General features: G+C 71.1%; 17 protein-coding genes. 7 read left to right on the top strand and 10 right to left on the bottom strand.

Annotated elements, in window-relative coordinates; genetic code table 11:
* Window positions 1-45 precede the first annotated feature (45 nt).
* Entirely contained in the window at window positions 46-1,425 is a 1,380-nt protein-coding gene (locus tag N0B31_RS19105) for a PQQ-dependent sugar dehydrogenase (RefSeq protein WP_260593206.1), read from the top strand.
* A gap of 84 nt (window positions 1,426-1,509) precedes the next feature.
* Window positions 1,510-3,309, top strand: a complete 1,800-nt coding sequence (locus N0B31_RS19110; protein WP_260593207.1) for a PAS domain S-box protein — start codon at window positions 1,510-1,512, stop codon at window positions 3,307-3,309.
* 4 nt (window positions 3,310-3,313) lie between these two features.
* Here N0B31_RS19110 and N0B31_RS19115 read toward each other — a convergent pair whose 3' ends face one another.
* The 6 genes from N0B31_RS19115 to N0B31_RS19140 form a co-directional block, all read right to left on the bottom strand.
* Window positions 3,314-4,735 (bottom strand): hypothetical protein, encoded by a 1,422-nt coding sequence (locus N0B31_RS19115; protein WP_260593208.1) that lies wholly within the window; start codon window positions 4,733-4,735, stop codon window positions 3,314-3,316.
* A gap of 3 nt (window positions 4,736-4,738) precedes the next feature.
* Window positions 4,739-5,572: an ABC transporter ATP-binding protein gene (locus N0B31_RS19120; RefSeq protein WP_260593209.1), complete on the bottom strand. Its 834-nt coding sequence runs from the start codon at window positions 5,570-5,572 to the stop codon at window positions 4,739-4,741.
* 47 nt (window positions 5,573-5,619) lie between these two features.
* Window positions 5,620-5,892, bottom strand: a complete 273-nt coding sequence (locus N0B31_RS19125; RefSeq protein WP_260593210.1) for a hypothetical protein — start codon at window positions 5,890-5,892, stop codon at window positions 5,620-5,622.
* A gap of 60 nt (window positions 5,893-5,952) precedes the next feature.
* Complete coding sequence (locus tag N0B31_RS19130; RefSeq protein WP_260593211.1) at window positions 5,953-7,104, bottom strand: sensor histidine kinase; 1,152 nt, start codon at window positions 7,102-7,104, stop codon at window positions 5,953-5,955.
* Between the two features lie 110 nt (window positions 7,105-7,214).
* A complete protein-coding gene (ppk1, locus tag N0B31_RS19135; RefSeq protein WP_260593212.1) occupies window positions 7,215-9,623 on the bottom strand; it encodes a polyphosphate kinase 1 in 2,409 nt (802 codons plus the stop codon).
* Between the two features lie 115 nt (window positions 9,624-9,738).
* A complete protein-coding gene (locus N0B31_RS19140) occupies window positions 9,739-12,048 on the bottom strand; it encodes a response regulator (RefSeq protein ID WP_260593213.1) in 2,310 nt (769 codons plus the stop codon).
* A gap of 235 nt (window positions 12,049-12,283) precedes the next feature.
* Between N0B31_RS19140 and N0B31_RS19145 the strand changes: the two genes are divergently transcribed.
* A complete protein-coding gene (locus N0B31_RS19145) occupies window positions 12,284-12,919 on the top strand; it encodes an HAD family hydrolase (RefSeq protein WP_260593214.1) in 636 nt (211 codons plus the stop codon).
* Window positions 12,920-12,994: 75 nt separating this feature from the next.
* The gene (locus tag N0B31_RS19150) at window positions 12,995-13,714 is read left to right on the top strand and encodes a helix-turn-helix domain-containing protein (protein ID WP_260593215.1); all 720 of its coding nucleotides are present in this window, start codon (window positions 12,995-12,997) and stop codon (window positions 13,712-13,714) included.
* A 222-nt stretch (window positions 13,715-13,936) separates the two neighbouring features.
* Here the strand turns inward: N0B31_RS19150 and thsA are convergent, their stop codons facing one another.
* Window positions 13,937-15,523, bottom strand: a complete 1,587-nt coding sequence (thsA, locus tag N0B31_RS19155; protein WP_260593216.1) for a thermosome subunit alpha — start codon at window positions 15,521-15,523, stop codon at window positions 13,937-13,939.
* Window positions 15,524-15,596: 73 nt separating this feature from the next.
* On the bottom strand, window positions 15,597-15,884 hold the full coding sequence (gene tatA / locus N0B31_RS19160) for a twin-arginine translocase TatA/TatE family subunit (RefSeq protein ID WP_260593217.1): 288 nt from the start codon (window positions 15,882-15,884) through the stop codon (window positions 15,597-15,599).
* Window positions 15,885-16,003: 119 nt separating this feature from the next.
* On the opposite strand from tatA, the gene N0B31_RS19165 reads away from it, so the two are divergent.
* Window positions 16,004-16,579, top strand: a complete 576-nt coding sequence (locus N0B31_RS19165; protein ID WP_260593218.1) for a hypothetical protein — start codon at window positions 16,004-16,006, stop codon at window positions 16,577-16,579.
* On the opposite strand, the gene N0B31_RS19170 is transcribed toward N0B31_RS19165, so the two are convergent.
* Window positions 16,576-17,061 carry an AN1-type zinc finger protein gene (locus N0B31_RS19170; RefSeq protein WP_260593219.1) on the bottom strand — a complete coding sequence of 162 codons (486 nt, stop codon included), beginning with the start codon at window positions 17,059-17,061 and terminating at the stop codon, window positions 16,576-16,578. The genes N0B31_RS19165 and N0B31_RS19170 overlap by 4 nt on opposite strands.
* 187 nt (window positions 17,062-17,248) lie before the next feature.
* Here N0B31_RS19170 and N0B31_RS19175 point away from each other — a divergent pair, with 187 nt between their 5' ends.
* Entirely contained in the window at window positions 17,249-18,448 is a 1,200-nt protein-coding gene (locus tag N0B31_RS19175; RefSeq protein ID WP_260593220.1) for a lactate 2-monooxygenase, read from the top strand.
* 100 nt (window positions 18,449-18,548) lie between these two features.
* On the opposite strand, the gene N0B31_RS19180 is transcribed toward N0B31_RS19175, so the two are convergent.
* Window positions 18,549-18,701: a hypothetical protein gene (locus N0B31_RS19180; RefSeq protein ID WP_260593221.1), complete on the bottom strand. Its 153-nt coding sequence runs from the start codon at window positions 18,699-18,701 to the stop codon at window positions 18,549-18,551.
* Window positions 18,702-18,828: 127 nt separating this feature from the next.
* Between N0B31_RS19180 and N0B31_RS19185 the strand changes: the two genes are divergently transcribed.
* The gene (locus N0B31_RS19185) at window positions 18,829-19,599 is read left to right on the top strand and encodes a nucleotide-binding protein (RefSeq protein WP_260593222.1); all 771 of its coding nucleotides are present in this window, start codon (window positions 18,829-18,831) and stop codon (window positions 19,597-19,599) included.

Consider the following 19,599-nt stretch of genomic DNA (forward strand, 5'->3'; position numbering starts at 1 on the left):
AAACAGCAAACTTACACCGGGGTAGTCCTGAACCGGACGTAACAGATGTCACCGGACGACACACCGGAGCCCTCCGACCGCCCGAACCGCCGGCGCCGACGACTGCTCGCGGCGCTCGGTGCGACAGGGACGGCCGGTCTCGCCGGCTGTACGAGCGTCCTGCCCGGAAGCGACACGCGAACGCCTACCACCTCTCCCTCTCCCCGGCCCACGCAGGGGCTGGAGGCGTGGGAGCAGTACGACCCGGACTGGGAGGCTCCGACCACCTCGCCCCTGCAGGGTGTCGAGACGGAGACGGTGGTGGAGAAGTTGAAGGTGCCGTGGGACTTCGCGTTCGCGCCCAACGGCGAACTGTTCCTGTCCGAGCGGATCGGACGCATCCTCCGCATCGAGGACGGCGTGACGGAGGTCGTCGCCGAACCCGAGGCCGTCGTCGACGCCTCGGCCATCGACCCCGGCGACGAGGGTGGCTGGTGGTCCACGGGCGGCGAGGACGGCCTGCTCGGGATGTCCGTCCACCCCGCGTACCCCGGTCAGCCGTACGTCTACGCCTACTACACCTACCGCGACCAGGACGCCCCGAACGGGGAGACCAACCGCGTCGTGCGCTACGACGTGACCGCCGACGACATCACGGGGACCGAGGAGACCATCGTCGACGGCATCCCCGGCAACCAGTTCCACAACGGCGGGCGCATCGCGTTCGGCCCGCGTGGCTACCTCTGGGTGACGTGTGGCGACGGCGGCCTCCCGGACGACGCGGGCGACCCGTCGTCGTTCGCCGGGAAGGTACTCCGCCTGCGCCCGGACGGCGAGCCGGCGCCCGAGAACCCCGACTGGGGCGGCGACGGCGACCGGCGGGTGTTCACCGTCGGCCACCGGAACCCGCAGGGCATCACGTGGCTCCCGGACGGCACGCCCGTCGTCACCGAGCACGGTCCGAACGCGAAGGACGAGGTGAACCTCCTGTCGGCGGGCGACGACTACGGCTGGCCGGAGGCTCGCACGCAGGAGCAGTACGAGGCCAGCGACTACCACCGGCCCGTGGTCAACACGGGCAACGAGACGTGGGCACCGACCGGGTCGGTGTTCTACACCGGCGAGCAGGTGCCCGCGCTGCAGAACCGGCTGCTCGTCGGGGCGCTCCGGGGGCAGCACGTCAACGCCGTCACGCTCTCGCCCCGTGACGCCGAGTTACCCCCCGTCGACGACGAGCACGCCCGTCGGTTCGAGGGCTGGTACGACACCCGTTTCACCGCGACCTCGCACAAACTGTTCGTGAACGAGCTCGGCCGCGTCCGGTGCGTGGGTCAGGGGCCGGACGGCAACGTGTTCGCCATCACCTCCAACCGTGACGGGCGGGCCTCGGGCGACCAGTTCCCCCGTGAGGGTGACGACCGGCTGGTGCGGCTCGTCCAGTCCTGAACGGTCCGCTCACCTCCTCTCTGTCGTGTCCACGGGACTGAACGACGGGGTAGCGTTATCTCCCCGAACGACGGTGGTCAGCGTATGGCGGGGGCACCCCTCCCGATTCGACTCCTCCACGTGGACGACGAGCCGGGCTTCGCGGCGCTCGCCGGTGCCAATCTGGACCGGCTGGGTGGGTTCGACGTCCACACGGAGACGGCCCCGACGGCGGCGCTCGCGTACCTCGCGGCACACGACGTCGACTGCGTCGTGAGCGACTACCAGATGCCGGAGATGGACGGCCTCGAGTTCCTCCAGGAGGTCAGGGCGCGCTCCCCGGACCTCCCGTTCGTGCTGTTCACGGGGAAAGGGAGCGAGGAGATCGCCAGCGACGCCATCGCCGCCGGCGTCACCGACTACCTCCAGAAGGCGACCGTCCCCGACCACTTCGCGGTGCTGGCCCACCGGGTCCGCCGGGCGGTCGAGCACCACGAGGCCGAGAGACGCCTCACCGAGAGCGAACAGCGGTACCGGTCGGTGGTCGAGGAGAGTGGGCTCTCGGTCGTCATCTACGGCCCAGCGGGACTCCGCTACGCCAACGAGGCGGCCTGCGAACTGACCGGCTACGACCGAGAGACGCTGCTGTCGATGGAACTCCGGTCGCTCGTCCACCCCGAGGACCGGGCACTCGTCGACGAGCGCGTGACCGCGCGGTTGCTGGGCGAGGACCCGCCCCCTCGATACGAGGTGCGACTCCTCGACGCCGACGGCGAGGTGCTCGAGGTGGAGATGACCGGTCGGCGACTCGACGGTCCCGACGGACCGACGGTGCTGGGTATCGCTCGTGACCGCACCCAGGCACGTCGGCAGGAGCGCGAACTCGTCCGGCGCGAGCGCCAGTACCGGACGCTCGCGGAGCACGTCCCCGACGGTGGTGTCGCCCTCGTCGACCGCGACCTGACCTACGCACTGGCGGCGGGCCGCGTGTTCGAACTGGTCGACCTGGACGTCGACGACGTGGCCGGCCGGCCGTTCGAGGAGGTCCACTCCCCCGAGTATCTCGCGGCCGTCGCCGAGGAGTACGAGGCGGCGTTCGACGGGGAGGAGCGGAGCTTCGAGTTCTCCTACGACGGCCGGGAGTTCGAGGCCAGCCTCGTCCCCATCCGGGGACCGGCCGGGATCGACCAGGTGATGGTCCTCACCCTCGACGTGACCGAGCGGAACCGCCGTGCCAACGAACTCGAACGGCAGAACGAGCGTCTCGACCGATTCGCCTCGACGTTGAGCCACGACCTGCGGAACCCGCTCGCCGTCGCACGGGGGACCGTCGACGTCCTGGAGACGGACCTCGGGGGGCCGCGAGCGGAGACGCGGCGCATCCGCGAGGCGCTCTCGCGGGCGGACGACCTCGTCGACAGCGTCCTCGCGCTCAGCCGCGAGGGCGACGCGACGCTCGACCCGACGTGGCTCGTCCTCGAGGAGGTCGCCCGCGAGGCCTGGACGACGGTGGAGACGGGGACCGCGCGGTTGCGCGTCGCGCCCGAGACACCCACCGTGGTGGCCGACCCGCGCAGCCTGCGGACGCTGCTGGAGAACTGCTTCCGTAACTCCGTCGAACACGGCTCCGAGGGGGTGGACACGTCGGTCACGGTCGAGGTCGGAGCGCTCTCGGGCGCGGACGGGTTCTACGTCGTCGACGACGGTGCCGGTGTCCTGGCGTCGGACCGGGAACGAATCTTCGAGTACGGGGTCTCCGGTGACGGGGGGCTGGGGCTGGGCCTCGCCATCGTCACCGAGGTGGTGCACAACCACGGGTGGACGGTGGCGGCCGAGACGGGTGCCGACGGGGGCCTTCGACTGGTGTTCGACGGCGTCGAGGTGAGAGACACCTCGACGGCCTGATCGGTCAGGCCGCGCGCGCCGCCGCCGCCCACCTCGCCCCGGCCCGCGCGTAGAGGTAGAGGCCGACGCCCCCCGCGAGCAGGGAGAGAACGACGCTCCCGGCCGAGAGCGCGAGCGGTGCCAGCGGGAGCGCGATGGCCGCGACGACGAGCGGGACGAGGACGGCCATCATCGCCGCGGTGAACAGCGCGAACGTCGGCGTGTCGAACAGGAGGTCCGTCGGCGCGAAGCCGGCGAGGTAGCCCGTGACGCCGAAGACGTAGAGCGAGAGCGGGACGAACACCGCGACGCCGACGAGCATCGAGCGCAGACCGAACAGGTAGCCACCGAGTGCGAGGTACGCGAGGCCCACCGGGAGCGCCAGCAGGCAGAACGCCAGCAGTTTCGAGCGGAACACCGTCTCCAGCGACACCGGGTAGCGGAGGTAGAACGTCTCGTCCTCGAAGGAGAACAGCCAGTTGTAGGTGGTGAACGTACCGAGCGAGAGGATGGTGGCGACGGTGAGGCCGGGGGCGGGACGGACGGGGACCACGTCCGGCAGGAACGTCAGGAGCACCGCGAGGACGCCGAAGACGAGCCCCTGCGAGAAGACGAGCTTCCAGAGCCCGCCCGACGAGCGCATCACGTCGAGCACCGACTTCGAGAGGGTTCCCTGACCGTCGAAGCGGCCGAACCGGCGGTGGAGCACGCGGAAGCGGTCGCGGGCGGTCCGGGTGGCGCTCCGCCGGTCGAAACTGAACAGCGCACTGCCGAGGGCGGTGAACGCGACGGGGAGGAGGACGCTCCCGGCCACGGCGAGCGGGGTGGGCCGGAGCCACAGCTGGTAGGGCGTCACCGAGAGCACCGTCGCGCCGCGCAGGAGGAGGCCCCCCACGACGGCACCGACGACGGCGAGCGCCGCCAGCCGCGAGCGGGTGTAGACGCCGACGAGCGCGAGCGACCCACCCACGCCGAGCGCGAACATCCCCGCCGTCGTCACGAAGAGGACGGGGAGCCGTGCGAGCGCGAGGTCACCCAGCACCACGAGGGGGACGGCACCGACGACCAGCGGCAGGACGAACAGGAACTGGTAGTAGAGCACGTCCTTGAGGACGAACGCCACGACGAGCCGCTCGAAGGAGACGGGGAGCGTGCGCGCCGAGTAGATGAGCAGCGTCGTGTCGCCCAGCAGGTCCTCGATGGCGTCGCGGCCGACGAGGCCGACGGTCCCCACCTGCAACCCGAGCAGGCCGACGACGAGGTGCAGGCCCGAGACGAGGAGGCCGTCGTCGGCCCCGCCGAGCGCGAAGAACGTCGCCGTGCCGGCGGCGAACAGGGCGACGAACAGCGGGAACGCGGCGAAGCGCGCCCCGCCGAACAGGGTGGTGTGGAGGCGCCACTCCTCGAGGACGAGCTTGCTGAACAGGTAGCGGTAGGAGAGCGCCACGGGTCAGTCCTCGCTCGCGGCCTCGACCTCCCCTGCGGCCGAGTCGGCGCCCGGCGCGGCCGGGTCGGCCGCCAGCCCCGACTCGACAGCCGCGCCCTCGCCGCTGTCGGCGTCGACCGTCTCGAAGAAGCGGTCGAGCAGGCTGTCGCCGTCGAGTTCGCTCGGGCGTATCTCCGCCAACAGGCGCCCGCGGTTGATGATGCCCACCCGGGTACAGACCTCCTCGGCGGTGCCGATGAAGTGCGTCGACAGGAAGAGCGTGTTGCCGGCCTCGCGGTAGGTGCGGAAGAACCGCTTGACCCGCTCCTGCATTATCGGGTCGAGGTTCGTCAGCGGCTCGTCGATGAACACCACCTCGGGTTCGTGGATGAACGCCTGCGTGACGAGCACCTTCTGGCGTTCGCCCTGCGAGAGGTCCGTACAGAGGGTGTCGAGCTTGTGGCGGAACTCCAGTCGGTCGGCCCAGGCGTCGACGGCCTCGGCGACCCGTTCGTCCGAGAGGCCGCGGGTCGCCCCCGCGAACTCGAAGTACTCGCGGACGGTGAGGAACGAGGGCGGCCGACCGTTCTCCGGGAGGATACCGACCGCCGCGCGGGCCTGCACGGGGTTCGCCACGGGGTCGATACCCGCCACGCGAGCGCTCCCCTCGTCGGGTTCCAGTTGCCCGGTGAGGACGTTGATGGTCGTCGACTTGCCGGCCCCGTTCGGCCCGAGGAAGCCGTAGAGTTCTCCGCGGGGGACCGTCAGGTCGAGCGCTGAGAGTGCGGTCACGTCGCCGTAGCGCTTGGTCAGCCCACGGGTCTCGATCGCCGGGGCCGAGCGCTCGCCGTCGGTCATCGAGTTCACTACGCCCCTCCCCGACGTGAAACCTGTGTCCGGCTCGGCTACTGGGCCTCGGTCGTCAGCTCCACGTCGACGCTCGTCTCGTCGACGGCCGGCGGTCGGTCGGCGCCGAACCGTCGGGCCGCGAGGAACCCCGCCGCGACGCCCAGCGCGACGAAGACGGGGACCAGCGCGAGGACGGCACGAGGCACGCCCGTTCGCGACGGCTCCGGCTCGGGCGTCACGGGTTCCGTGCTCGCTATCGCCTCGCGCTCGCCACCACTCAGTGCCAGCGCGACGTCGTCCAGGTGTATCTCGAAGACGGTCAGTTCCATGCGCCACGCACGCTCGCGTCGGTGGTAGCCGTCACGTTGGCGTGTGCCAGTCGCGGGGCCTCACGCCGCGGTGCTCGCCTCGCGCACCTCGAAGCGGGCGCCGCCGTCGTCGCTCTCGGTGACCGAGACGGTCCAGCCGTGGGCCTCGGCGATGGAGCGGACGATGGCGAGGCCGAACCCCGTCCCGTCCTCGCGGGTGGTCACCCCCGAGCGGAACACCGTCTCGCGCCGCTCCGACGGGATACCAGCCCCGTCGTCGGCGACGTAGAACCCGTCGCCGTCGGCGAACGGGCCGACCGTGACCGTCAGCGGGTCCCCGTCCCCGCGGGCGTGGTCCAGTGCGTTCCGGAACAGGTTCTCGAAGAGCGCACGGAGCCGTTCGCCGTCCCCCTCGACGGTGGGCAGGCGGTCGGCACCGACGAGCGTGGCCCGGTCGCCCGCGTCGCCGACGGCACGCCACGCCGCGCGAGCGGCCCCCGCGAGGTCGACGGGTCGCGGTTCGCCGACGACGCGGCCCTCACGTGCGAGCGCCAGTACCTCCTCGATGCGCTCGTCCATCCGGTCGTGGGCGCGTTCGACGGCCGCGAGGTGTTCGTCCACCTCGTCGGTCGCCAGTTCGCGGGCGAGTTCGACACGGCCGATGGCGACGCCGAGCGGGTTCCGGAGGTCGTGGCTGACGACGCCCGCGAACTCGTCGAGGCGCCCTCGCTCGCGTTCGAGTCGGCGCTCGCGCTCTCGCAACCGGCGCTCGCGCTCGGCCCGGTCCAGCGCGGCGGTGACGTTCCGGCCCAGTAGCTCCGCCCTCGTCACCTCCTCGCGGGTGAACTGCCCGGTCCGACGGCCGACGCTCAGGACGCCGTGGTCCCCGAGGGGGACGTACATCGTGTGTTCGAAGGCGTCGAGGCCGTACGGGCTGTCTGGCGCGACCTCGTGGAGCACCGTCTCGCCGGTGCGGAACGCCTCGCCGTGCGGGCTGTCGTCGACGGGGAACGGCGGGCGACCGTCGAGGCCCGTCGACGCCTCCCCGCCGACGCTGGCGCTCACGAGGTGGTCGCGGTCGGCGTCGTGTAGCCGGACGCCCGTGCCTTCGAACCCCAGTACCTCGCTCGCGGCGTCGACGGCCCGCGACGCGATGCACCGCTCGTCGGTGGCACTCATCAGGTCGCGCGTCGCGCCGTGCAGCGCCCGCAGTACCCGACGTTCCCGCTCCACCGCCGACTCACCATCTCTGCCGTTCGCACTCCCCATCCCCGACACTCTGCCGAGACGAACGGCGCGCGACGTATAAATCATCGGCCTGACAGGCCGTCATCCCCGCCCTCTCAGCCGTAGAACCGTGTCAGCGCGTCTCGTGCGCCATCTCGTGTCACGAAGTAGCGCCGGCCGCCCTCCGGCGTCCGGACGGTGTAGTCGTAGCGCTCGCTGTCGGGGACGTACCACCGGTCGGCGAACCGGTCGAACGGGTCGGCCGCGGCGACCTCGTCGCGGCGCTCGTCGGTGTCACCGTCGTCCTCGGCGTCCGGCCGCGGCTCGACGAGCAGTTCGCGGCCCACGTCGGGGTGGTCGGGGACGATGCCACGGTGCTCCCCCTCCGCCTCGAGAGCCGCCCACGTACGGTCCATCAGCACCGCTTGCGTGTCGACGACCCGCTCGTCCTCGTCGGGGCGGACCTGTTCGTACTCGCCGTCACTGTCCATCACCCAGCGTCGGCGGTTGTCGGCGAGGACGAGTTCGAGGTTGAACCGGAGTTGCTCGCGTATCTCCGGGTCCTCGACGGGGGCCACGGCCTCGACGCGCTTGTCGAGGTTCCGGGTCATCCAGTCGGCGCTCCCGAGGTAGTACTCGGGGTCCCCCGCGTTCTCGAAGTAGTAGATGCGGGAGTGTTCGAGGAACCGCCCGACGACGCTGTGGACCCGGACGTTCTCGCTGACGCCCTCGAGGCCCGGCCGGAGCCGACAGATGTCGCGTACGATCAGGTCGACGTCGACGCCGGCCATCGAGGCGCGGTAGAGTTCGGCCACCATCTCGGGATCCTCCAGCCCGTTCACCTTGACGACGATGCGTGCGTCGCGGCCCGCGCGGGCGTGCTCGGCCTCGCGCTGGACGTAGCGGGTGAACTCCTCGCGCATCGTGACCGGCGCGATGAGCAGTTTCCGGAACGACTCGTCGAGCGACGGCCCGGTGAAGAAGTTGAACACCTTCACGAGGTCGTCGCCGACGTCACGGTCCGCGGTCAGCAGGCCGAGGTCGACGTACCCCTTCGCGGTCCCGGAGTGGTAGTTGCCGGTGCCGACGTGGGAGTAGAGCTGGACGCCGTCGGGTTCGTCGCGGACGACGAGCGCCGTCTTGGTGTGGGTCTTCAGGCCGACGGTGCCGTATGCGACGTGGATGCCCTCCTCCTCCAGCGTGCGGACCCAGTCGAGGTTGTTCTCCTCGTCGAAGCGGGCCTTCAACTCGACCATCACCGCCACCTGCTTGCCGTTCTCGGCGGCCTCGATGAGCGACTCGATGACCTTCGAGTCGCTGGCGGTCCGGTAGATGGCCGCCTTGATGGCCAGCACGTCCGGGTCGCTCGCGGCCTCGTCGAGGAACCGCTGGAACGTGGCCTCGAACGAGTGGTAGGGGTGGTGGAGCAACACGTCGTCACGGCGTATCTCCTCGAACACGGAGACGGGGTCCTCGTCGCCCGCGCCGGCGAGGGCGTGCCCCGTCGACCGCTCCAGCCGCGGGTGTGGCTGTGGCGTCCACGACGGCAGCGACAGCTCCGGCCGGTCGAGGTCGGTCAGCTCCTCCAGCGGCCGGTAGTCGAGCGGCCCGGCCAGCCGGTACACCTCCCGCTCCTCGAGTTCCAGTTGCTCCGTCAGCAGGCCCACCACCGCCTCGGGGGCGTCCTCGCTCACCTCGAGGCGGACGACGGTGGCGAACCGCCGCTGTTCGAGCACCTCCCGGATCATCTCGATGAGGTCCTCGGCCACCTCCTCCTGCCGGCGTACCTCGGCGTTCCGCGTCAGCCTGAACAGCGCCGTGTCCACCACCTCCACGTTCGGGAACAGCAGGTCGAGGTTCGCGCGCATCACCTCCTCGAGACGGACGTAGCGACCGGGCTCGAGTTCGACCAGTCGGGGCCGGTTCTGCGGGATCTTCACCCGCGTGAACGTCGCCTCCTCCTCGTCGGGGCCGCGCGTCAGCACCGCCAGCGAGAGCGACCGATTCGAGATGAACGGGAACGGGTGGGCGGGGTCGAACGCCAGCGGCGTCAGCGTCGGCAGGACCGACGACTCGAAGTACGAGCGCATCCGGTCCCGCTCGTCGGCCGTCAGCGCCTCGTAGTCCCCCACCACCTCGATACCCGCCTCGGCGAGCAGGTCGTCGACCACCGCCCAGCAGTCGGACTGGGCCTCGAACATCGGCCGGGCCGTCGCGAGCACCTCCGTCCACTGCTCTCGCGGCGTGCGTCCGTCCGGCGTCCGCTCGGTGACGCCGGCCTGTATCTGCTGTTTCAGTCCACCCACCCGCTTCATGAAGAACTCGTCCATGTTCCGGGTGAAGATGGCGAGAAAGCGGACCCGTTCGAGCAGCGGGTTGCGCTCGTCCAGCGCCTCGTTCAGGACCCGCCGCTGGAACGCCAGTTCGGAGAGTTCGCGATTGAGATAGAGCGACGGGTCCGAGAGGTCGACCGTCGACTCGGCCGCCGCTCCCGCCCCCGTCGTCGCCGCACCGTCCCGTGACATCTGTTGAACGTCAGGAGCACCGCGCGCTACTAAGGCGTTCTTCTCCCGATATCCGGAGTGAACTGCCGACGTACATCGAAAACAGAGAACTATGTAGACGAACGTCCGTCGGGGGTCAGTCGGCCCGCTCGACGCCCGTGAACTCGAAGCGGGCGCCGCCGTCGTCGCTCTCGGTGACCGAGACGGTCCAGCCGTGGGCCTCGGCGATGGAGCGGACGATAGCGAGGCCGAACCCGGTCCCCCCATCGGCGGTGGTGAAGCCGGAGTCGAACACCTGGTCGCGGTCCTCGAAGCGGATGCCGACGCCGTCGTCGGCGACGTAGAACCCGTCGCCGTCGGCGAGCGCGCCGACCGTGACCGTCAGGGTGTCGCCGGCGTCGTGGCTCGTGGAGCCGTGTTCGACCGCGTTCGAGAGGAGGTTCTCCAGCAACTGCGAGAGCCGGTCGCGGTCGGCCACCACCGTCGGGAGCGGCCCGTCGAGGACGAGTTCGGCCCCCGCCCCCTCGACGCTGCCCCACGCCACCTCGGCGGCGTCGCCGAGCGAGACCGCACCGGTCTCGCCCAGTCGCCGGCCCTGCCGCGCGAGTTCGAGTAGCCCCTCGATGAGACCGCGCATCCGCTCGTGTGAACGCTCGACGGCGTCGAAGTGCTCGTCCGCACCCGTCTCGCGGGCGAGTTCCAGCCGTCCCTCGGCGACGTTCAGCGGGTTGCGCAGGTCGTGGCTGACGACGCCCGCGAACTCCTCGAGGCGCTCGTTCTGTCGCTCCAGCTCCCGCTCTCGCTCCTTGCGCTCGGTGATGTCTGTGTAGATGGCGTACCCGACCGTGGCGTCCTCGTCCTCGCCGACGACGACGCCGCGTCGGTAGGGGACGACGTGGAGGATGAAGTCCCGGAGGCCGTCGGCGGTGACGCGCCGGACCTCGCCGTGGAGTCCCTCGCCCTCCAGGATGCGGTCGTTGTACTCGGCGGCCGCCGCGCGGTCGCTGGGGGGGACGATGAACTGGTCGAGCGACTGCCCAAGGAGCCGTGCCTCCTCGTAGCCGAACGTCTCCTCGAACGCCGGATTCACCGCCTCGACGACCGGTTCGTCCCCGTCGTAGCGGACCCGGACGGTGGGGTCGGGGATGTTCTCGAACAGCGCGGCGAGACGGTCGCGCTCTGCCTCCAGGTCGCTCTCGCGGACCGCCCGGTCCAGCGCGACCCCGGCGTTCCCCGCGAGGACCGCCGCGAGCTGGCGGTCGGTCTCGCTGAACGCGTCGGGGCTCAGCGCGCCGATGCTGAGCGTGCCGTGGCTCCCCAGCGGGTAGTAGAGCGCCGAGCGGACGGGCTCGGCGGGGCTCGTCGCGCGGCCGTCCGTCCGGGTGTCCTGGACGTACACCGGCTCGCCGGTCCGGAACGCCAGCGCGGGGTAGCCGTCGGCCCCACCCTCGGTCGCGTCGTCGGTCACGTCGTACACCGGCCGCTCGCCGAGGTGGTTCTGGGTCTCGTCGGTGGTCGCCAGCGGGACGAGCACCTCGCGGGCCGTGTCGCAGATGCGGACGCCGGTGATGGGGTAGCCGAGCACCTCGCGGGTGGCGTCGGCCGTCGCGCGGGCCACTGCCGCCACGCTTCGTGCGCCGACCAGTTCGCGGGTGGAGTCGTGGAGCGCCCGCAACCGCGACTGCTCGTCGACCGTCTCCCCCGCCGGGACGATGAACCCCTCGACGGCCGTCGGGTCGTCCAGCGGCACCCCGCGGCCGTAGTTCGACACCTGACGGATCTCGCCGGTCCCGGTGCGGATGCGGTAGCGCAACTCGAACGGTTCGGCGGCCTCGAGGGCGTCACCGACGGCCTCGGTCACCCACTCCGTGTCGTCCTCGTGGACGAGGTCACGCCACGTCATCTCGCCGTCGGTGAACCGGTCGGGCGGGAACCCGGTGAGGGACTCGACCCGTCCCTCGAGACTCTCGGTCCGGTCGTCCTCGACGCGGGTCCGGTAGACGAGCCCGGGGAGGTCCTCGACGAGCGCGCGGAGCATCCGCTCGTTCGCGTCGAGCCTGTGTTCGGTGCGACGTTCGGCCACCGCCCGCTCGACCCGGTTGGCGAGCACCTCGAACTGGGGGGTGCCCCGTTCCTTGCGGAGGTAGTCGGTGACGCCGGCGGCGATGGCGTCGCTGGCGATCTCCTCGCTCCCCTCGCCCGTGAACAGCACGAACGGGAGGTCCGGGGAGCGCGTCCTGACCTCCTGGAGGAACTCGAGGCCGTCCATCTCCGGCATCTGGTAGTCGCTCACGACGCAGTCGAACGACTCCGTCTCGAGCAACCGGAGTCCCTCGGCGGCCGACTCGGCCGTCGTCACCGACAGGCCGTGTTGGTCGAGGAACGCCGCTGCGAGGTCCAGCAACGCCGCATCGTCGTCGACGTGGAGGACCCGCGTCTGCCTCATCTTCCGCACGTAACCCGTCCGGCGTCATAAACGCCGTGGCGTCGTCCGACGGGCGGCACGCGACTCGTCTCGCCGATTGATTTATGTACCACCAGTCGTCACCCCCGCTCGGGGACCGTGACGACGGCCCCCGACCGCGAGACGCCGGCGACACCTGGGCGCGGACGCTGCGCGGGTGGACGGTGCCCCCACCCGCCACCGTACGGTTTTAGTGTCCCTCACCCCCCTGTCGGCTGTGCAGCGTGCCGTCACCTTCGACCTGTTCGGTACCCTCGTCGTGGCCACCCGGCCGGCCGACCCCGCCGCGGCGGTAGCCGCGGAACTCGCCGCCCGCGACGTGACCATCCCCGACGACTGGGCCGCAGCCTACCGTGAGGTCCACGTCGACGCCCCCGAGGGCGCCGAGGTCCCGCTCCCGGCACACGTCGCGGCCGCCCTGCGCTCGCGCGGCGTCGTCCCGCGAGGGAACGCGGCCCGCCGAGCGGTCGTGGCGGCCTTCGACCCCGAGGTGACGGTCCGCGAGGGCGCGCACGAGGCCGTCGCGGCCGCCGCCGAGCACGGCCCGGTCGGCGTGCTGTCGAACTGCTCGGCGCCGGAGGTCGTCCGCCGGACACTCCTGCGCGCCGACCTCCGGGGCGCGTTCGACGTGACGGTCACGAGCGTGGGCTGTGGCTGGCGGAAACCCCACCCCGCGGCGTTCGAGTCCGTCGCCGAGCGCCTCGGGGTATCCCCGGCGGATCTGGTCCACGTCGGCGACGACCCGGCGACCGACGGCGGCGTCACCGAGGTCGGCGGCCGGTTCGTCGACGTGGGCGAGACGCCGCTGTCGGCGCTCCCGGCGTGGTTCGACCGGCCGCCGGCCGACGGGTGAGTCGCGTTCACGTCTCCCAGGCAGATGGGTCGACCACGGGAAACGGCTTTACCACAGGCCGTCTGAGTCGGTGCCATGCGGGAGTTCACCTTCGACCTCCAGTACGAGCCGTGGGTCGACGGGTTGGCGGGGCTCTTCGTGGAGCACGAGGACCTGCTCGTGCGGTCGCTGAACGCGCCCGCGAACGGCTGGTACTGGCGGCTCGCGCGCGCGACCGGTCCCGCCGACGCGCTCGAGGGGCTCGAGGGACTCCGTACCGAGGACGACGTCTCGGCCGCACAACTCGACGTCGACGCCGCCCTCACCATCCACCACGACGTCATCGAGCGTGCGGCTCGCCGCCGCGTCTTCTACTCGTTCGTCCAGGACCCCGGCGGGCAGACCGTCCACGGCCTCATCGCCCAGCGGTTCCAGCCGGGGGTCGTCGTCGAGACGGTCCGGCAGGGTGACAGCCAGCACTGGCGGCTGCTCCTCCGGCCGGGCGAGACGGTCGGCGAGTTCCACGACGAACTCGTCGACAGACTGCGCGAGGGGGTCACGTTCCGGATGGGGGCGATACGCGACGCGACGATGTGGCGCGAGCAGGCCGACCCCGGCGACCTGCCCGAGGAACAGCGCCGCGCGGTCCGGGCGGCGGTGAAGGCGGGGTACTACGAGTCGCCGCGCGCCGCCACCCTCGACGAGATCGCCGCGCACCTCGGCATCCCACGTTCGACGCTCTCCTACCGCCTCCGGAAGGCCGAGGCCCACCTCGCCCGCGCGTTCGCCACCACGGACGGGCAGGACATCGAGTGAGATTCGCGGGCCGGTAGCGTCTCACAGTCAGACGAAGAGCGGACGCGATAGGACGGTCGCAAGACGCGAGTAAGACACGAACGGACAAAGCCTATTACGGAGCCGTCACGCGATTCTGGTGGAGGATCGGGGACACACGCTCCTCCCCTCGTGGTGGGGGTCACACGCCCCCGACGGGAGGCACACTATCCCCTTCGGACACCGCCGGAAGGCGGGCTCGTTCTAGAAGGCCTCGGGCGCCGAGCCACCGCTGGCGCGAGCGGCGACCACGTCGTCGATGCGCAGCAGCAGTTCGACGCACTCCGTCGCCCCCTCGACCGCCTGTAGCTTCACGGCGAGCGGCTCGACCACCTCGAGGTCGTACATGTCGCTGACCTCGCCGGTGTAGGCGTCGAGACCGGCGGCGGTCTCGCCGCGCTCGTGGGCGGCCCGGAGCGCGACGACGCTGTCGATGGGGTCGAGGCCGGCGTTCTCGGCCAGCGTGCGGGGGATGACCTCGACGGCGTCGGCGAACGCCTCGACCGCGAGTTGCTCGCGCCCGGCGACGCCGCTCGCGAACTCGCGGAGCCCGCGTGCCAGTTCGACCTCGGGGGCGCCGCCACCGGGCAGGACGAGGTCGTCGCGCATCGCGACCCGGACCACGCCGAGGGCGTCCTCGACGGCCCGCTCGACCTCGCCAACGACGTGCTCGGTGCCACCGCGCAGGAGGATGGTGACGCTGGCGGGTTCGGCACACTCCTCGACGAAGACGAACGTGTCGTCGCCGACGTCGCGTTCCTCGACGAGGCCGGCCGCGCCGAGGTCCTCGGGGGTGAGGTCGCTCACGCTAGAGACGCGCTTGGCACCGGTCGCGCGGGCGAGCGCCCGCATCTCGCCGTCCTTCGCGCGCTGGACGACGAACACGCCGGCCTTCGCGAGGAAGCCCGCGACGAGGTCGTCGACCTTCTTGCGGGTGACCAGCACGTTCGCGCCGGCGTCGGTGACCGCGGCGGCCATCGCGCGGAGTTCGGACTCCTCGTGGGCGAGGAACGCCTCCAGTTGCTCGGTCGTCGAGAGGTCGACGTGGGCGTCGACCTCCGTCCCGCGGACCTCGACGGGGGCGTCGACGAGGGCGACGCGGGCGTCCCCGACGCGTCGGGGCATCGTCTCGCGCATCCGCTCTTTCGAGAGGACCACGCCCTCGACGAGGCTGGCGTCGTCGACGCTGGCGCCGACGACCGTCTCGATAGCGACGTTCTCGAGGTCGACCTCGCCGTCGGCGTCACGCACGGCCTCGACCGCCCGGAACACGAGGTCGGCGAGGTGCTCCTTCGCGGCCTCGGGTCCCTTGCCCGTCATCGCGGTCCGGGCGGCCTCGAGGACGCGCCCCTCGTCGGCGGGCGTCGCCATCCCCTCGAGGATGGACCGGGCCTCGGCGGCGGCGAACCGGTAGCCGTTGGCGACGACGGTCGGGTGGACGTCGTTCTCGAGGAGGTCCTCGGCGCGCGAGAGGAGTTCACCGGCGAGGACGACGGCGGTGGTGGTGCCGTCGCCCGTCTCGGCCTCCTGTGTCTCGGCGACCTCGACCATCATCTGGGCGGCGGGGTGTTCGACGTCCATCTCGGTGAGGATGGTCGCCCCGTCGTTCGTCACGACGACGTTCCCACTCGCGTCGACGAGCATCTTGTCCATCCCCTTCGGCCCGAGGGTGGTGCGGACGGCGCTGGATACGGCGCGACCGGCGAGGATGTTCCACCGCTGGGCGTCCCGCCCGGAGGTCCGGCGGGTGTTCTCGCTCAGGATGTAGATGGGCTGGTCGTACAGGTACATAATCGGAGCTAGGAACGGTCGGAACGGAGATAACTATAGCGTGAGTCGGCGTGTCAGTGGCTTTACGTACGGTTCAGGCGGGTCGGGCCGTGCCGGGGTCGGACTCGACCTCGGCCTCGTCGGTCGGCGCCGACTCGACGTCGTCCGCCTCGTCCTCGCCATCGAGTGTCTCCGCCCGCGCGGCCCGGATCTCCGCCTCCACGGCCTCGCGGCCCTTCTCGAACTCACCCATCGCCTGCCCGGACGAGCGGGCGAGTTTCGGGAGGCGGTCGGCGCCGAACAGGAGCACCACCAGCAGGAGGATGACCAGCAGTTCCGGCCCACCGGGGATACCGACGAACGTGTAGACGTGTGGGTGCATACCGACGGAAGCGGAGGCGACGAGCGGATATCAACGTATCACTGGCGGACGACAGAACACGGCGAGGGGGGCGCCGCTCGGGAACAACGCCTATTAGACACGACGACGACCCCCGAACCGTGACGGTCCTCATCGTTGGCGCAGCCGTAGAAGGGGGTCCCCTCGACACCGTGGTCGCCACCGTGGGGGCCGACCGCGAGGTCCGCCGGGCCACGTCGCTCGCGGCGGTCCGGGAGGCTCTCCCGGACTGTTCGGCCGTCGTGGTCGGGGCCTCGGCCTCGGCGTCGGCGGTCCGCGAGACGGTCCGGAGCGGCGTCTACTGCGACCCGACCACACCCGTCGTCCGACTGGTGAGCGACCCGGACGAGTCGGCGGAGGCCGACGACTACGACGGTACCGTCCCGGCGGACTCGCCCGAGGCGGTGCTCGAGGTGCTCCGTGCCATCGAGCGGACCGACGACTACCGCGACGCCGTCGAGGACCTCTACGAGGCGTGCCGCGCGAACGCTCGGGGGGAGGACGTCGACGGGGCGGACCTGGCGGCCGCGTTCGAACGCGCCGACCGGGCGTTCGAGTCGCTACCCGAGGTGGCCGGGTGGACGCCCTACGGGCGCGTCTTCGCCGACGCGGCGGCCGACCGACCGGCGGGTGACGACGAGGCAGCGGACGAGAGAGACGAGACAGAGGAGGACTAGAGCAGGCCGAACGGGTCGTAGAGGGTGAGCGCCACCCCCCCGTAGAAGGCGACGTTGAGGAGCAGCGCCAGGCCACCGATCTTGAACAGGAACGTCAGGTAGGTCTGGTGCCCGAGCCACTCGCCCAGACTCCGGGGGGAGGAGGCGGGTGAGACCACGCCGACGGCCCGCTCCGAGTCCATCGGCCCGACCGGCTCCTCGGTCCCGACCGGTCCGTCGGCGGCCACCGTCGCCTCGGGGGAAGGCGTGCGCTCGGGCGACTGGTCCCCCCGACGCGTGGCGCTCGTCGGGCCGGCCGTGGTCCGTGTCGACGACTCGGCCGGGCTCTCGTCTGCCGAGGGTTCGGGCGTGTGCCCCCCGCTCCGGAATTGCTCGCAGGTGTGGTGGGGGAGTTCGTGGCGCTGGCAGAACCGCCGCTCGCAGTGCCGACAGGTGAACAGGAGTTCGTCGTCGGCGCCACAGGCGGCGCACGCCCCGGTCATACGTCCGTGGGTTCGGGTGGAGACACAAGAAACTATCTCGAGAAACGGAGCGTTAGTCGCCGACTTCCGGAGTCCGAGGACGCCCCGAGCCCCTCGTAGACGAGCCGAGGCGGGCCGCTCGGTCCCGAAGCGGGCACGGCCCTCCGGTACGGCCAGACCTATGAACACCCCACGCACAGGCCGGGACATGAGTGACCCGGAGACGGTCCACGAGAACATCGGGAACCGGAAACTGAAGGAGATCTACCGGAAGGGGATGCTGGAGGGCGAGGCGCCGGACCTGCCGGTTTCGTTCGAGGACATCCGCGAGGCGGCGTGGGAGAACATGAGCGAGGAGGGCCGCGCGTACGTCCACGGGGGGTCCGGGGGCGAGGAGACGTTCGAGCGGAACAAGGACTTCTCGAAGTGGCGCATCGTCCCGCGGATGCTGCGTGGGGTGGCCGAGCGCGACCTCTCGGTCGAGTTCCTCGGCGAGGAGTACGACTGGCCGCTGCTGGTGACCCCGCTGGGGGTGCAGACGCTGCTCCACGACGACGCCGAACACGCCACCGCGCGGGCGGCGTCGGACCTGAACGTCCCGTTCATCCTCTCGTCGCTCTCCTCGACGCCGATGGAGGAGGTGGCCGAGGAGCTGGGTGACACGCCGAAGTGGTTCCAGTTCTACTGGTCCTCGAACCACGACATAGCGAAGTCGTTCCTCGACCGCGCTGAGGCGGCGGGCTACGACGCCATCGTCCTCACCGTCGACGCGCCGACGCTCGGGTGGCGCGAGCGACTGGTCGCGCGCGGGTACTACCCGTTCATGGCGGGTGAGGGCGTCGCGAACTACTTCTCGGACCCCGAGTTCCGCGCGGCGCTCGACGAGACGCCCGAGGAGGACCCCTCGGCGGCCGTCGACTACTTCCTCGACATCTTCGGTGACTCGTCGCTCCAGTGGGACGACCTGGAGTTCGTCTTCGAGAACACCGACCTGCCCGTGATAATCAAGGGCGTCCTACACCCCGAGGACGCGCGCCTCGCCATCGAACACGGGGCGGCCGCGGTGGACGTCTCCACACACGGCGGCCGACAGGTCGACGGCTCCATCTCGGCCATCGAGGCGCTCCCGGCCATCGTGGAGGAGGTGGACGGCGAGGTGCCCGTCTTCTTCGACTCGGGCGTGCGGCGCGCGAAGGACGCGTTCAAGGCGCTCGCGCTCGGTGCGGACAGCGTCTTCCTCGGCCGGCCGTGGGCCTACGGGCTGGCGATGGCCGGCGAACGCGGGGTCCGGCACGTGCTGGAGAACTTCCTCGCGGAGCTGGACCTCACGATGGGGCTGGCCGGCTGTGCGAGCGTCGACGAGGTGGACCGCTCCACCCTCAAGCACGAGACGGAACTGGAGCCGTAGGCGCCACCCACCACCGTTTCGCGTCGAACCGACACCGTCCACCCGGAGCGGCCGCGCGACGCGTCGCTCGGGAGCTGGTGAACACGAGAAGGCGCTGGCGTTATCGGAGGTCGGGGACCATCGGCGCGTCGAACTCCGGGTCGTCGAACGTCTTGCGGCCACGAGCGCGCCGCACGGCCACGGCGTCGCCCCCGTCGGTTCGGAGTTCGCGCGGCATCATCGGGACCATGGGTTCGATCTCATCCATCATCATTGTTCATCGGGTTCCACAGCGCGCCACTACATAAACCTACACGATTGTTCCTGAGAGTTCCGGCAAGGGTTGCCAGCGTTAGGCGCCCAAGGTTTAAATTCGGGTGGGCGGCACGACGAATTAAGAGATGGTTGAGGCGCTCGCCGTCGCCAGCGGCAAGGGCGGCACCGGGAAGACGACGAGTACGCTCGCGCTCGGGATGGCGTTAGCGACGGACTACGACGTGACGGTCATCGACGCGGACACGGGGATGGCGAACCTGCTGTTCCACGCGGGACTGGACGACGTGGAGACGACACTCCACGACGTGCTCATCGAGGGCGGGGCCGCGGTCCGCGAGGCGACCTACGACCGGTTCGGGATGCGGGTCGTCCCCTGCGGGACCAGCCTCGCGGCGTTCGAGGCGGCCGACCCCGAGCGCCTGCGCGCCGCGGTGGCGGACCTCGCGAGCGACACCGACGTACTCCTGCTCGACTCCCCGGCCGCCCTCGGGTCGAAGTCCGCGGTGCTGCCGGTCGTCCTCGCCGACCGCGTGGTGGTCGTCCTCCAGCCCACGATCCCGGCGCTCTCGGACGGCCTGAAGGTCCAGGAGTACGCCACCTCCTACGGGACGGGGACGGCGGGTGTCGTCTTCAACCGCGTGCGCGAGGACGAACCCATCGAGCGTATCGCCGACCGCGCGGGCGAGTACTTCGAGGGACCGACGCTCGCCGCCGTCCCCGAGAGCGACGCCGCCCGTGGCGCTCGCCGGGCCGGCCTCCCCCTGCTCGAACACGCCCCCGAGAGCGACGCCGCCCGCGCGTTCCGGGACGCCGCGCGAGCCCTCGACGTCCGAGCGGGCGACTCCGACGCGGTGGCCGACCGGTTCCGCCACGCCGTCATCCCCCAGCCGCCGTGA

Origin of the sequence: Salinirubellus salinus, assembly GCF_025231485.1 — an archaeon.
GTDB lineage: Archaea > Halobacteriota > Halobacteria > Halobacteriales > Haloarculaceae > Salinirubellus > Salinirubellus salinus.

Excerpts from the sequence above, each read along its gene's own strand:
- ppk1 (WP_260593212.1), bottom strand. The coding sequence starts at position 9,623 with ATGTCACGGGACGGTGCGGCGACGACGGGGGCGGGAGCGGCGGCCGAG.
- N0B31_RS19105 (WP_260593206.1), top strand. The coding sequence starts at position 46 with ATGTCACCGGACGACACACCGGAGCCCTCCGACCGCCCGAACCGCCGG.
- N0B31_RS19175 (WP_260593220.1), top strand. The coding sequence starts at position 17,249 with ATGAGTGACCCGGAGACGGTCCACGAGAACATCGGGAACCGGAAACTG.
- N0B31_RS19120 (WP_260593209.1), bottom strand. The coding sequence starts at position 5,572 with ATGACCGACGGCGAGCGCTCGGCCCCGGCGATCGAGACCCGTGGGCTG.
- tatA (WP_260593217.1), bottom strand. The coding sequence starts at position 15,884 with ATGCACCCACACGTCTACACGTTCGTCGGTATCCCCGGTGGGCCGGAA.
- N0B31_RS19110 (WP_260593207.1), top strand. The coding sequence starts at position 1,510 with ATGGCGGGGGCACCCCTCCCGATTCGACTCCTCCACGTGGACGACGAG.
- N0B31_RS19150 (WP_260593215.1), top strand. The coding sequence starts at position 12,995 with ATGCGGGAGTTCACCTTCGACCTCCAGTACGAGCCGTGGGTCGACGGG.
- N0B31_RS19185 (WP_260593222.1), top strand. The coding sequence starts at position 18,829 with ATGGTTGAGGCGCTCGCCGTCGCCAGCGGCAAGGGCGGCACCGGGAAG.
- N0B31_RS19170 (WP_260593219.1), bottom strand. The coding sequence starts at position 17,061 with ATGACCGGGGCGTGCGCCGCCTGTGGCGCCGACGACGAACTCCTGTTC.
- N0B31_RS19180 (WP_260593221.1), bottom strand. The coding sequence starts at position 18,701 with ATGATGATGGATGAGATCGAACCCATGGTCCCGATGATGCCGCGCGAA.
- N0B31_RS19125 (WP_260593210.1), bottom strand. The coding sequence starts at position 5,892 with ATGGAACTGACCGTCTTCGAGATACACCTGGACGACGTCGCGCTGGCA.
- thsA (WP_260593216.1), bottom strand. The coding sequence starts at position 15,523 with ATGTACCTGTACGACCAGCCCATCTACATCCTGAGCGAGAACACCCGC.
- N0B31_RS19140 (WP_260593213.1), bottom strand. The coding sequence starts at position 12,048 with ATGAGGCAGACGCGGGTCCTCCACGTCGACGACGATGCGGCGTTGCTG.